Below are 12,816 nucleotides of genomic sequence, written 5' to 3'. Positions count from 1 at the left end.
TGGAGCGGTAAGAGGGGAAGACGAGGTGGCGCGGTGGAAGCACGAATCCGGCGCACGTGCGGTGACGACAAGGGCAGCGCAGGAATCCAGCGGCGGCGTCCAGGAACCGCTCTGCCTCGTCCAGGAACCGCCCCGCCCCGTCCAGGAACCGCTCTGCCTCGTCCAGGAACCGCCCCGCCCCGTCCAGGAACCGCTCTGCCTCGTCCAGGAACCGCTCCGCCTCGTCCAGGAACCGGGCGGCGACGTCCAGGAACCGCTCCGCCTCGTCCAGGAACCGGGCGGCGGCGTCCAGGAATCGAGGTACCCGCCCAACCGTCGCCATGTACACGTGACCCCATGCGGCGCTGCCCCCCGTCCCGCCCTTGCCGCCACAGCCGCCACAGCCCGACCCTCCGGACGATCACGGCCGGGAGGCGGCGCTCCAGAGGGTGACGCTTCCGCGAGGACCGCCGCCCACGCCGCCCCTGACTCCATCCCCGGCCCGCTCTCCTATCCAGATCCAGCCATCCTCGCCGAGACGCCCGATGTCCTGGCCTGATGCACCGTCGGCGCCCGGCGCGCCACCCTTCCCCTGTTCTCCGTCTTGCATCGCAACGGCTTGCGAATGTTGGGCAGGTACGCGTCCTACCCGTACGCCTTGCAGGCGGCATGTTGTCGCTGTAAACTTTTTACATGGACGCCGCACAAGTCGCCAGAATCAACGAACGAGCCCTTCGGCGGCTGATCGCAGCGCATGCCACCCGCTTCGATGAGCCCGAGCAGACGGAACCGTCGAATATTATGCGGCGGGCGCCAAGCCGTTGATCGCGAGCCTCGGGCTCAAGCCAGTGGCATCTGCTTCCGAGAGACAAGCGCGACGTGAGCTGCTGGAGGAGCTAGGCGTTACCGTGACGCCGGAGGAGATGGACGCTATTCGCAAGGGCTGGGCTTCTTGAGATGGGTCCCAATCTCACCTTCGACACCGGAGCCCTTTTCGCCCTCGAGAGCCGCCGCGCGAATCTCCTCCGCGTCATCGCCACGGCCACGGAAGACGGGAAGATCATCTCGATTCCACAGATCGTGTTAGCCGAGTGGTGGCGCGGCTGGAGCAAGGAAAGAGGCAAAATCCTGCGGTCTATGCGCATAGATCCTCTGACCGACAGACAAGCACAAGCGGCCGGCGAGGCTCTTGCATTCTTGGGTGAAGACACTGAACGCAAAGGAGCAAAGCTCACCATCGACGCTCTGGTGATGGCTCCTGCTGCCGGCAGGGGAGACATCGTGTACACGAGTGATCCCGGGGTTCTGGAGCGGCTCCTTGGCTTCTTCTCGGCGGTCAAGAGGATCGAGAGAGTTTGAGCTGCCCAAGAAGAGCACCGAACAAGACCGGACCGCGCCAGGCGGCCGAGGGTGGGTGAGTCCCAGGCTCTCGGTGCCTGGGACCGAGCCTCGGCCGGCCGTGGTTCCGACGCATACGCCTGAGGTGGCGGAGGCCCCGCTGCCTCGACGGCTCGGAGATATGTACGTGTAGAGACGCCCTCACTCCAGCGCGGTGGTCACGACATTCCGCATCCTGCCCGAGTCCGGGTCATCACAGTCCTTGTAATACTGCCCCGGCGGATGGAGCCCGCCGCAGAGGTCCTGGCAGCTGCCGACGATCTCGATCATCCCGCAGTCCTCGATGCCCCCCGCCCCGTCGAGCTGCCCCGCGGCGCAATCGCGCTGCGCCGAGCGCGCGACCGGGACGCTCGGCGCGTGATAACAGGCGCGCAGGCGCGGCGTCTCCGCGAAGAGGTCCCCCCAGAAGGCCCCCTCGACATGCGCGTAATCCTCCAGCTCGTCTTGCCCCACGTCGTGGCGCAGCGGCTTCTCGTGGGAACGCATCGAGATGGCGACCGACACACCATAGCGGTTCGTCCTGGCCGCCAGGCAGGCCGAGACCATCTGCTTGCCGGCCGCGTCGAGCGCGCCGTCGGCCCACGCCGCGGCGAGGCCGAGCTGTCCGGGATAGACCTCCTCATGGGTCGCGCCGGCGCCGTCCGTCCAGGAGAAGCTGAACGACTGGGACCCGTTGAGCGCGCAGCTCACCGTGTACCTCACGAGCGTCCGGAAGAGATCACCCCCTTCGCCCGGATCCTGGAGCGCGCCGGCCGCCTCCGATCCCAGCGCGTTGAAGCTCAGCGCGTTGAAGCTCAGCGCGTTGAAGCTCAGCGCATTGAAGCTCAGCGCGTTGGCGCTCAGCGCGTTCATGCTCACGAGCGCGCCGGCGCCCGAGCCGAGATCCTCGGCTCCCCTGTCCGCGTCGCTCGCGAGCTCGGTCGCCATGCAGCCGGTCGCCGTCATGAGGAGGATGCCTAGGCATCCGGATACATCCCTGGTTTTCACGTGATGAGACCTCGGTCGCGGGCCAAGGGGAGCTCCCGCTCCCCGATCACAGCACGCCCTCCGGCGCGTCGCCTTCGGCGACGACAGCCGGGAACTCCCCACGTCGGCGAGCAGAGTACGGCGATCGCCCGCCGCTGTCAGCCATTTAAATTGGCATGTCCCGCGTGGATTCAGCCGTGATCAACCTGACACGCTGCACCGACCCACTGCTCCGCGAGCGAGAGCGTGCGGGCATTGTCAGGAACCAGACATAAAAAGCGCCAGCGCCAGGCGGGATCGCGGACGCTCGCCGCCCGCGCGAGCAGCCGGTCGCGCGCCGCGGCGATGGCGGAAGCGGCCCTGTCCGGATCGCCGCTCGCCGCGAGCGCCTCGGCGTGGACCAGCCGGATCATCGACTCGCCCTCCTCGAGCCCGCCGAGCGACTCGAGGGCGCCGAGGGCCTCGCCCGCCGCCGCGAGCGCCTCGCCGGCGCGCCCCAGCCCGAGCAGCGCCCGGGCCCGGACCGCGGCGGCGGCCACGCGCAGCGGCGACGCGCTCTCCAGCGCCTCGGCGAGGCGCGCCTCCCGCTCCGCCGCCGCGAAGTCGCCGGCGAGCAGCGCGATCTTCGCGAGGTACGAGCGCGACACCACCTCGGCGCGCGGGTCGCCGAGCCGCTGGCTCGAGGCGAGCGCCGCCTCCTCGACGGCCCGCGCCTCCGCGAGCTTGCCGCGGTAGGCGAGGACCTGCCCCAGGCTGGCCTGCGCCGCCGCCGCGACCTCGTGGAGCCCCATCCTGTCCGCGGTCTCCAGCGCCGACCGGAGCGCCGCCTCGGCGCCGCCGAAGTCGCCGAGCTCCCCGTAGCCGTAGCCGAGGTTCGCGCGGGTGATGCAGGCGTTGCGCCGATCGCCGACCTGCTCGAACGCCGCGAGCGCGGCCTCCAGGCCGGTGACGCAGGCGCCCGGATCGCCGCCGCTCATGGCGCGGAAGGCGCGCGCCTGGTGCAGGCCCGCGACCACCTCGGCCGAGGCCGACGGCCCGTCCCCGAGGGCGCGCTCCACCGCCGCCATCAGCGCGTCGACCACGGCGGGGCGGCCGGCGAACGCCAGCGTCGCGGCGCCGGCGCAGAGGCACGTGCTCCTCGCGCTCTCCGCGCCGGCGAGCGCGGGCGCGGAGAGCGCCGCGGCCATCCACCGCTCCACGCGATCGAAGCCGCCCTGCTTGCTCGCCGCGGCGACCCCCTGGAAGATCGCCGCGAACCACGGCGCCGAGCCGGGCGCGAGGTGCTCCACCGCCTCGGTGCCCCGCTGCTCGGCGAGCGCGAGGTCGCCCCGCCACACGTGGGCCTCGGCCTGCGCCAGCCGGAGCGCCCCCACCACCGCGGGCTCCGGCGCGCACGCGAGCCCGCGCTCCGCCCGCGCGATCGCGGCGCCGAGGTCGTTGCCCTCCAGCGCGTGCTGCGCGGCGCGCAGGTACGCCGCCGCGGCCCGCGCGGGCACCGCGCCGCGCTCGAAGTGCTCGGCGAGCGCCATCGCGTCGGGCTCGCCCGCGCCCTCGAGCCACGCCCCCGCCAGCGCGTGGCCCAGCCGCCGATCGGCCTCCGTCAGCATGCCGTACGCCGCCTCGCGCACCAGCGCGTGCCGGAAGCGGTACTCGACCTCCCCCCGCAGCCGCCCGGGGCCCCGCCGGTGGACGATCTCGCGCCGCTCCAGCTCCGAGAGCCACCGCGTCGCCTCGGCGCCCCCGAGCAGCGCGCTCACCCCGCTCGGCCAGAACGCCTGCCCGAACACGCTCGCCGCCCGCAGCACGCGCCGCGCCTCGGCGTCCAGCGCCTCGATGCGCGCCTGCACCATCGCCAGCACCGTCTCCGGCAGGTCCGCGCCGTGGCCGGCCGCGACCGCCCGCGCCTGCTCCTCGAGGTAGAACGGGTTGCCGTCGGCCCGCTGCACCAGCGTCGCGACGAGCTCCCCGCTCACCTCCTCGCCCAGCGCCGCGCGCACCAGCCGCTCGCTCGCCCGGCGCGTCAGGGGCGGCAGCGCGAGCTGGTTGCCGAAGGCGCCCTGCGACAGCCCCGGGAAGAGCTCGTGCACCTCGGGGCGGCCCAGCCCGAGCACCAGGAGCGGCCGATCCTTGAGGCGCCTTAGCGCCGCCTCCACCATCGTCAACGTCGGCAGGTCGCCCCACTGCAGGTCCTCGAGGATGAGCAGCACCGGCTGCTTCGCGCACTCGGCCCGGATGAGCTCCTCCCACGACAGGCGGAGCTGATCGCCCATCAGCAGCCGGTTGCGCCGCGCCGCGCCGACCTGGACGTCGCCGTCCGGGAACGGCGCCCCCACGAGCTCGCCCAGGAACGCGCTGACGCGCGCGACGTCGAGCTCGGGGTGGCGCTCGACCCGCGCCCGCACCTTGCGCCGCCGCTCCTCGATCGGCTCGCCGCCGACGATGCCCATCGCCCGCCGCAGCGCGCGCGAGAGCAGCCCGAACGCCGAGCCCGAGCTCATCGGGTCGCCCTGGCCCATCCAGACCTCGACGCGGGGGCCTCCGCGCGCCGGCAGCCCCGCGAGGAGCTCCTGCCGCAGCCGCGACTTGCCCATCCCCGCCGCCGCCACCACGAGCAGCGCGCCCGAGGTCGACTCCTCGATGCACCGGTCGAGCTCCGCGCGCAGCACCGACAGCTCGCGCTCGCGCCCGACGCACGCCACCTGCTTGCCGAGCAGCGCCGGCGCCGTCACGCCCCCGAGATCGTCCAGCGCCCCGTGCACGAAGCGCGCGCCGCCCTCGCAGCTCGTCTCGAAGCGGCCGCCGAGCAGCCCCGCCGTCAGGTCGTCGATCCGGACCGCGGCCGGAGGCGCCGGCTCGCCGCGCGGCGGGAGGAGCTGCACCGCCCGGTCGATGAGCTCGCCCATCGGCACCCTCGCCGACAGCTCGGCCCGCCCGGTGACCAGCGAGACCGGCGCGCCGCCGAGCAGCGCCTGGAGCGACAGCGCGCAGCGGGCCGCCTGCGCCGCCAGGTCCGTGGCCGCCTCGGCGCTCGTCAGCACGAGCAGCGGCGATCTCGCGTCGATGAGCTCCATCTGCCCCTGGTAGCGCGCCGCGAGCGCGCGCAGCGCCTCCGCCCGGCCGAGCGCGCGCTCCTGCTCCTCCTCCTGCGAGCGCGTCTCGTCGTCGGGCCCCGTGCTCTCGTGCGCGAGCACGAGGCAGGTGACGCGCCGCTCGCTGCTCGTGAGCTCCAGGACGCGCGCCGGCGCGGCGGGCTCCCCGCCGGCCGACCCCTCCGCGGCGCGGAGGTCGAGCGCGCGCAGCGCCTCGGCCACCTCCGCGCCGTCGCGGGGCCGCGCGCCCGGCTGCTTCGCGAGCATCCTGGCGACGAGCGCGTCGAGCGCCGCCGGCAGCTCGGGTCGGAGCTCGCGGAGGCGGGGCGGCTCGTCGAGGAGCACCTTGACCAGCACCGCGAGCGCCCCGGCGCCCTGGAACGCGGCGCGCCCGGTGAGGCACTTGAACAGCACGCAGCCGAGCGCGAAGACGTCCGCCCGGGCGTCGACGCTCCGCTCGCCGCGCGCCTGCTCGGGCGCCATGAACTCGGGGGTCCCGAGCACGGTGCCCGGCATCGTGAGCTGTTGATCGATCCGGAACCGCGCGATCCCGAAATCGAGCACCATCACCCGATCGAGCCGCCCCTCGACGAGCAGCAGGTTGCCGGGCTTGAGATCGCGGTGCACGACCCCCCGGCGGTGCAGGGCGCCGAGCGTCTCCGCGACCCTCGCGACGACCTCGACGCCCTCGATCGGCGTGAGGCCCCTCCGCGTGATGCGCTCGGCGAGCGTCTCGCCAGAGACCCACTCCATGACCAGGTAAGGCTTGCCGCCCGCCGTGATCCCGTGAGCGAGGTACCGCACCACGCCGGGGATGCGCAGCGCGGAGAGCGCCTGTACCTCGCACGAGAAGCGGCCGAGCTCGCTCTTTCCGGAGCGGCGGAGCACCTTGAGCGCCACCGGCTCGCCGGTGTGCCGATCGCGCGCGCGGTAGACGTGCCCCATCCCGCCCGAGCCCGCGAGGCGCTCGACTTCGAACCGCCGGTCGACGATCTCCCCCGCACGCATGAACCGCCGTGGATCCAGCGATATCACGCGTCCGGGCCGTCCGGCACAGGCCCGCTTGTTTTCCGCGCGGGGCGCCGTGCGCGCACGGCCGACAACCATGTTCGGCACGCCCGCCCGGTACGGAGCGTCCCCGACGCTCGCAGTCAGCCTCATTCCGTTGTTCCCATCACGACATCACCGTTGATGCGTCCTCTGTGTTCGCGTCAGCCCCATTACGTTCACCCCATCACGACACCACCGTTGATGCGTCCTCTGTGTTCGCGTCAGCCCCATTACGTTCACCCCATCACGACATCACCGTTGATGCGTCCCCTGGGATCGCGATTCCGGCGCTGCGGGATCGAGCGATCCGGGCGATCCGCCGCCACAGGCCCTCTTCGCGCGCGGCGCGCGTTCAGGACGGGCGATCCGCGCGGGCGGCACGCTTCTTCCAGGAGGTCCAGCGGAGGGGGGTCCACGAAGCCCTCCGAGGGCTCCGGGCGGCGCCAGGCGCCCTGCGCTCGGGCCAGTTGTTCCCACCCTCGCCCTGCGAGGACGTGATTCCGGACACATGATGGGAGTTCTCGCGATTCGCGTGCTGCCCTGGATCCCGCTCTTGCCGCTCGCGCTCGCCGCGGCTGTGCTCCCGCTGCCCGCGCGGTGGGCGGGGCGGGTCGCGCTGCTCGCCCCGGCGGCCGTCCTCTTCCTCGGGCTGCCGCTCTGGCCCGCGGCCGCGGCCGGCGGCTCGGCGCGCCTGTCCATGCCGTGGCTCCCCGCGCTCGGGATCAACGCGGATCTGCGCCTCGATCACCTCGGCGCCTTCTTCGTGCTGCTGATCGGCGGGATCGGGCTCGCCGTCGTGCAGTACGCGCGGCACTACCTGAAGGACAGGGGCAGCGGCCGCTTCTGGGCGGCGATGCTCGCGTTCATGGGGTCGATGCTCGGCCTCGTCCTCTCGGACTCGCTCGTGCTCCTCTTCGTCTTCTGGGAGCTCACGACGGTCACCTCCGCGCTCCTCATCGGCATGGATTTCGAGCAGGCCGACGCGCGGCGCGGCGCGGTGCAGGCGCTGCTGGTCACGAGCGGCGGCGGGCTCGCGCTGCTCGCCGGCGCGATCCTGCTCGGGCAGCTCGCGGGGACGACCACCCTGTCCGCGCTCGAGCCCCGCGGCGCCGAGCTCGTCCGGGATCCGGCGCACGCGCTGCCCCTCGCGCTCCTCCTGGTCGGGGCGTTCACGAAGTCGGCGCAGTTCCCCTTCCATTTCTGGCTCCCCGGGGCGATGGCCGCCCCGGCGCCCGTGAGCGCCTACCTGCACTCGGCGACCCTGGTCCAGGGGGGCGTGCTCCTGCTGGCGCGCCTGTCCCCCATCTTCGGCGCCTCGCCGCTCTGGCTCCCCGCGCTGACCGCGGTCGGGCTCACCACCTTCGTCGTGGCCGGCTTCCAGGCCGCGCGCGCCTGGGATCTCAAGCAGCTCCTCGCCTACAGCACCGCCGCGTACCTCGGCCTGTTGACCGCGCTCTACGGCCTCCACGCGCGGACGGGCCCGCACGGGGAGCTCGTCGCGATCGCGAGCCACGCGCTCTACAAGTCCGCGCTGTTCCTGCTCGTCGGGTGGCTGGAGAAGGCGACCGGGACGCGCGACCTCGGCCTGCTCCGGCGCGAGCGCTGGTGCCGCGCCGAGCCGGTCGGCTGCGCGCTGATCGGCGTCGGCGCCCTCGCGCTCGCCGGGGCCCCGCTCGTCCTGAGCTTCCTCGCCAAGGAGATCTTCTACGAGGCCGTGCTCGCGGCCGGCCCGGGCCTCGCGGGCCCCCTGCGCGCCGCCGCGCTCGCGCTCGCGCTCGCGGGCAGCGCGCTCGCGGTGACCTACGCGCTCGCGCTGCTCGCCGGCGTCCTCGGGGGCGAGGCCGCGCCGCCCCGGGGCCGGGGCACCCCGCGGCGCGCGATCTCGGGCTGGCTGCTCGTCACGCCGGCTCTCTTGCTCCTGCCACAGGTCGTGGGCGGCGTCGCGCCCGGCCTCGTCAGCGCCGCGCTCGAGCCGGGCGCGGCGCGCCCGCCGGCGGGGGGCGTCGCGCTCTGGCACGAGGTCGACGCGCGGCTCGCGCTCGGCCTCGCGGGCTACGCGCTCGGCGCCGCCGGCCACCTCGCGTGGCGGCGGCGCGCGGCCCCGCCCGGGCCGCTCCCCGAGGGCGGCGCGCGCGACCCGGTGGCCGCGATCGTGGCGCGCGCGCTCGCCGGCGCGCGCTGGGTGAGCCGCGCCGTCCAGGCGGGCGGGCACCCGAGGTACGTCGCGGTGACGCTGCTCGTCGCGGCGGCCGCCGTCTTCGTCCCGCTCGTCCACGGCGCGCGCGGCCCGGCGGCGGGCGGCGCCGCGGCGCTTTCGCCCTCGCCGCGGGTGTCCTGGCTCCCGGTCGCGATGATCGTGGCCGGCGCGCTCCTCACGCTGCGCGTCCGGCGGCGCGTGACCAAGGTGCTCATGATGGCGATCGCCGGCTACGGCACCGCCCTGCTCTACGTGCTCTTCCGCGCGCCGGACCTCGCGCTCACGCAGATCCTCGTGGAGACCGCCTCGCTGCTCCTGCTCCTGCTCGCCTTCCGCCGCCTCCCCCCGCTCGGCGAGGACCGCCGCCCGCGGGCGCGCCGCCTCGCGCACGCGGCCGTCGCGCTCGCGTCGGCCGCGGGCGCGTCGGCGCTCGCGTGGGCGGCCGGCGTCCACGCCGCCAGGGACCCGGCCGGCGCGGCGCAGGTGGCGCTGTCCTTGCCGGAGGCGGGCGGCAGGAACGTGGTGAACGTCATCCTCGTCGACTTCCGCGGCGCGGACACGCTGGGCGAGATCGCCGTGCTCGCGCTCGCGGCGCTCGGCGCGGCCGCGCTCCTCTGGGCGGGCCGGGGGGCGTCGCCCGGGGAGGCGCCGTGAGATCGCTGATCCTCGACACGGTGACGAGGGGCATCCTGCCCGTCACGACGCTGTTCGCCCTGTACCTCCTGCTCCGCGGCCACGACCACCCCGGCGGGGGCTTCATCGCCGGGCTGGTCACCTCGGTGGCGATCGTCCTCGAGGCGCTCGCGTTCGGCGCCGCCCGGACCGAGGCGGCGCTCGCCCGGGCGCTGCGCCCCGCGGCCTGGATCGGGCTCGCGCTCGCGGCGGGCACGGGCCTGCTCTCGACCGCGGCCGGCGACGGGTTCCTCGTCCACTACCGCGCCGAGGTGCGCGTGAGCGCCGCGCGGACGCTGCACCCGACCACGACGCTCCTGTTCGACATCGGCGTGTACCTGGTCGTGGTCGGCGTGACGGCCACGGTGCTGTCGCTGTTCGCGCGGGAGGGCCCGCCGTGATCGGCCCCGCGGCGATCGGCGCCTTCGCCCTCTTCGCGGCGGGCGTCTACCTGATGCTGTCCACGAGCCTGCAGCTGGTCGTGATCGGGTTCATCCTGCTCTCGAACGGCGTGAACATCCTCGTGCTGGCCTCCGCGGGGCTGCCCGAGGGGGCGGCGCCGCCGATCGTCGGGGGCGCGCCGGCGGGCCCCTTCGCCGATCCGCTCGCGCACGCCTTCCTGCTGACGGCGATCGTGATCGGGCTCGGGATGACGTCGTTCCTGCTCGCGCTCTCGCTGCGCGCCCACGCGCACGCCCCAGCGCCCGGCGACGGCGGCGGCGACGGCGGCGACGGCGGCGACGCCCTCGACCGGGAGCCGTCCCCATGAGCGCGGCGCTCGTCGTCCCGGTGGTCGCCCCGCTGCTCACCGGGGTGGCGCTGCTCGGGCTCACGGGCCGGGCGCGGCGCCAGCGCGCGCTGTCCCTCTCGAGCGCCGCGGCCGTGCTCGCCGCGGCCGGCTGGATCGCCGCCCGCGCGGCCCGGGGGCACATCCTCGTCCTGCGGCTCGGCGGCTGGGATCCGCGGGTGGGCATCGTGTGGGTCGCGGACGCGCTCACGGGCGCCATGCTCGTGCTCGCGGCGATCGCGTCGCTCGCGACGCTCGTCCACGCGCCGGCGTCCCTGCGCGGCCCGCGCGAGTCGAGGTACTTCCTCCCGCTCCATCACCTGCTGGTCGCGGGCGTGAACGGCGCGTTCGTCACGGGGGACTACTTCAACCTCTTCGTCTTCTTCGAGGTGTTGCTGCTCGCGTCGTTCGCGCTGATCGCGCTGGGCGGGCGCGAGGTCCAGCTCCGGCGCGCCGTCCCCTACGTGATCGTGAACCTCATCGCGAGCCTGCTCTTCCTCGGCGGCGTGGGCGCGGTCTACGGCACCGCGGGCACGGTCAACATGGCCGAGCTCGCGCGGCGCGCGGCCGCGGGCGCGCTGCCGGGCGCCTTCTGGTCCGCGGCGGCGCTCGTGCTCGTGGTCTTCGCCGTCAAGGCGGCGCTCGCGCCGCTCTTCGCCTGGCTCCCGGACGCGTACCCGGAGGCGCCCATCCCGGTGAACGCGGTCTTCTCCGGGCTCCTCACCAAGGTCGGGGTGTACGCCCTGTTCCGCTCGGTCCCCCTGCTCGGCCGGCACGCGCCCACCGCCTCGTTGCAGACCGCGCTGCTGATCGCGGCCGGGGCGACCATGGTGCTCGGCGTGGTCGGCGCGCTCGGGCGGGACACGATCCGCGGCGTCCTCTCGTTCCACATCGTGAGCCAGATCGGCTACATGGTCTTCGGCCTCGCGCTGCTCACGCCGGGCGCCGTCGCCGCCGGCCTCTTCTTCGTCGCCCACCAGATCCCGGCGAAGATGGCGCTCTTCCTGGCGGGCGGCGTCGCGGAGCGCGTCGGCGGCACGGGGGCGCTCGGCGGGGTGCGGGGCATGGCGCGCACGCACCCCTGGGTGGCCGCCGGCTTCCTCGTGCCGGCGCTGTCGCTCGCGGGCGTGCCGCCGTTCAGCGGCTTCTGGGGCAAGCTCCTCCTCCTCATCGAGGGCTACGGCGCCGGGGCGGGCCTCGTCGCCACGCTCGCGCTCCTGGTGAGCTTCTTCACGCTCGCCTCGATGCTGAAGATCTGGGTGGCCGTGTTCTGGGGCGCGCCGGAGGGCCAGCGCGCGCCCGCGCTCGGCCGCGATCCGGGGATGGTGGCCGCGACGCTCTCGCTCGCGTCGCTCTCGGTGGTCATCGGCCTGCTCGCGCCGCCGCTCCACCGCTACGCCGGGCTCGCGGCGTGGCAGCTCCTCGACGCCACGGCGTACGTCGACGCGGTGCTCGGCCGGGGCGGCGCCGCGGGGGCCGGGGGCCCCACCTCCCCGGCCGGAGGGCCCCGATGAGCCCCCTCGCGCTGAACCTGCTGCTCGCCCTCGCGTGGGTGTTCCTCACCGGCGATTTCTCCCTGCTCGGCCTCCTGTTCGGCGTGCTGCTCGGCTTCATCGGCCTCCTGTTCGGCCAGCGCCCCCCGGTCCGGACCCGCTACGCGCGCGCCGTGCTCGGGTCGCTCCGGCTCCTCGGCAGCTTCCTCTGGGAGCTCGTGATCTCCAACCTGCAGCTCGCGCGCGACGTCCTCCGGCGGGAGCTCCCCTTCCACCCGCAGCTCCTCCGGCTGGACGTGGGCGACCTCGGGCGGACGCAGGTCGTGCTGCTCGCCAACCTGATCTCGCTCACGCCGGGCACGATCACGGTCGACGCCGAGAGCGACGGCTCGGCGCTGCTCGTGCACACGCTCTACGCCGCGGATCCGCCGGCGGTGCAGGCCCGCATGCGCCGGCTGGCCGACCTCATCCTGAGCGCGTCCGGCGAGCGGCCGCGCCGGCGCCCCCCGGAGGACGGGCCGTGACCGCGCTCACGCCGACGTCCGCCGTGCTCCTCGGCGCGCTCGCGGCGCTCGGGCTCGCGATGCTGCTCTGCGGCGTCCGCATCTACCGGGGGCCATCGCTGCTCGATCAGGTGCTCGCCTTCGACTGCTTCGTGCTGAACGTGGTGGGCGCGGTGCTGGTCTCATCGATGCTGCTCGACACGACGCTGTTCATCGATGTGGTGCTCGTGATCACCCTGCTCGGCTTCGTCGGGACCGTCGCGCTGGTCGCCTACGTGGAGGGGACCCTTGTGGACTGACGTGCTCGCGCTCGCCGCCGTCGTGCTCGGCGTCTTCTTCATGCTCGTCGCGTCGTTCGGCATGCTGCGCCTGCCCGATTTCACGCAGCGGATCCACGCGCCCACGAAGGCCGCGACGCTCGGGCTCATCTTCCTCCTGCTCGCGCTGTCGCTGCACGCGCGGGAGGGTCCCGTGGTGACGAAGGCGCTGCTCGCGCTCCTGTTCATCGGGGTGACCGCGCCGGTCGGGGCGCACATCCTCGGCCGCGCCGCGAAGCGTCAAGGCGTCGCGCGGCCTCCGGAGACGGATCGGCGGCGTCGCGAATGAAGTTTTCGCCCCCCCATGTCGTCTACCCCCGCGCGGCGCGTTCCGGCGCCGCTCTATGCCCCAGGCCCAGGTTGAC

The 12,816-nt window shown here is 74.3% G+C and carries 10 protein-coding genes; 8 read left to right on the top strand and 2 right to left on the bottom strand.

The genetic code is table 11. The features are described 5' to 3' along the window. Positions 1-936: 936 nt before the first annotated feature. Entirely contained in the window at positions 937-1,338 is a 402-nt protein-coding gene (locus tag WMF31_RS05875) for a hypothetical protein (RefSeq protein ID WP_436600989.1), read from the top strand. Between the two features lie 180 nt (positions 1,339-1,518). On the opposite strand, the gene WMF31_RS05870 is transcribed toward WMF31_RS05875, so the two are convergent. Both WMF31_RS05870 and WMF31_RS05865 read right to left on the bottom strand, forming a co-directional pair. Then, positions 1,519-2,322 carry a hypothetical protein gene (locus tag WMF31_RS05870; protein ID WP_436600988.1) on the bottom strand — a complete coding sequence of 268 codons (804 nt, stop codon included), beginning with the start codon at positions 2,320-2,322 and terminating at the stop codon, positions 1,519-1,521. Between the two features lie 212 nt (positions 2,323-2,534). Continuing rightward, positions 2,535-6,440, bottom strand: a complete 3,906-nt coding sequence (locus WMF31_RS05865) for a serine/threonine-protein kinase (RefSeq protein ID WP_436600987.1) — start codon at positions 6,438-6,440, stop codon at positions 2,535-2,537. 550 nt (positions 6,441-6,990) lie between these two features. Here WMF31_RS05865 and mbhE point away from each other — a divergent pair. From mbhE to mnhG, 7 genes are read left to right on the top strand one after another with little or no spacing between them, the layout of a single operon-like run. Continuing rightward, the gene (mbhE, locus tag WMF31_RS05860) at positions 6,991-9,333 is read left to right on the top strand and encodes a hydrogen gas-evolving membrane-bound hydrogenase subunit E (protein WP_436600986.1); all 2,343 of its coding nucleotides are present in this window, start codon (positions 6,991-6,993) and stop codon (positions 9,331-9,333) included. Next, complete coding sequence (locus WMF31_RS05855) at positions 9,330-9,752, top strand: MnhB domain-containing protein (protein WP_436600985.1); 423 nt, start codon at positions 9,330-9,332, stop codon at positions 9,750-9,752. The genes mbhE and WMF31_RS05855 overlap by 4 nt, the downstream gene beginning before the upstream one ends. After that, a complete protein-coding gene (locus tag WMF31_RS05850) occupies positions 9,749-10,120 on the top strand; it encodes a sodium:proton antiporter (RefSeq protein WP_436600984.1) in 372 nt (123 codons plus the stop codon). Before WMF31_RS05855 ends, WMF31_RS05850 begins: the two co-directional genes overlap by 4 nt. After that, positions 10,117-11,652 (top strand): proton-conducting transporter transmembrane domain-containing protein, encoded by a 1,536-nt coding sequence (locus tag WMF31_RS05845; RefSeq protein ID WP_436600983.1) that lies wholly within the window; start codon positions 10,117-10,119, stop codon positions 11,650-11,652. Before WMF31_RS05850 ends, WMF31_RS05845 begins: the two co-directional genes overlap by 4 nt. Further along, entirely contained in the window at positions 11,649-12,155 is a 507-nt protein-coding gene (locus tag WMF31_RS05840; protein ID WP_436600982.1) for a Na+/H+ antiporter subunit E, read from the top strand. Before WMF31_RS05845 ends, WMF31_RS05840 begins: the two co-directional genes overlap by 4 nt. After that, complete coding sequence (locus tag WMF31_RS05835) at positions 12,152-12,433, top strand: monovalent cation/H+ antiporter complex subunit F (protein WP_436600981.1); 282 nt, start codon at positions 12,152-12,154, stop codon at positions 12,431-12,433. Before WMF31_RS05840 ends, WMF31_RS05835 begins: the two co-directional genes overlap by 4 nt. After that, the gene (gene mnhG / locus WMF31_RS05830; RefSeq protein ID WP_436600980.1) at positions 12,423-12,740 is read left to right on the top strand and encodes a monovalent cation/H(+) antiporter subunit G; all 318 of its coding nucleotides are present in this window, start codon (positions 12,423-12,425) and stop codon (positions 12,738-12,740) included. The genes WMF31_RS05835 and mnhG overlap by 11 nt, the downstream gene beginning before the upstream one ends. The last annotated feature ends 76 nt before the right edge of the window (positions 12,741-12,816 follow it).

The sequence above is a fragment of the Sorangium sp. So ce1036 genome (genome assembly GCF_051369805.1).
Lineage (GTDB): Bacteria > Myxococcota_A > Polyangia > Polyangiales > Polyangiaceae > Sorangium > Sorangium cellulosum_F.
Note: the sequence above shows the minus strand (reverse complement) of the source record. Positions and strands in the feature narration are given on the sequence as shown.

What these genes read in the sequence shown, in the direction of transcription:
- WMF31_RS05840 (WP_436600982.1), top strand. Translation starts at nt 11,649, where the DNA reads ATGAGCCCCCTCGCGCTGAACCTGCTGCTCGCCCTCGCGTGGGTGTTC.
- WMF31_RS05870 (WP_436600988.1), bottom strand. Translation starts at nt 2,322, where the DNA reads ATGACGGCGACCGGCTGCATGGCGACCGAGCTCGCGAGCGACGCGGAC.
- WMF31_RS05875 (WP_436600989.1), top strand. Translation starts at nt 937, where the DNA reads ATGGGTCCCAATCTCACCTTCGACACCGGAGCCCTTTTCGCCCTCGAG.
- mbhE (WP_436600986.1), top strand. Translation starts at nt 6,991, where the DNA reads ATGATGGGAGTTCTCGCGATTCGCGTGCTGCCCTGGATCCCGCTCTTG.
- WMF31_RS05865 (WP_436600987.1), bottom strand. Translation starts at nt 6,440, where the DNA reads ATGCGTGCGGGGGAGATCGTCGACCGGCGGTTCGAAGTCGAGCGCCTC.
- WMF31_RS05845 (WP_436600983.1), top strand. Translation starts at nt 10,117, where the DNA reads ATGAGCGCGGCGCTCGTCGTCCCGGTGGTCGCCCCGCTGCTCACCGGG.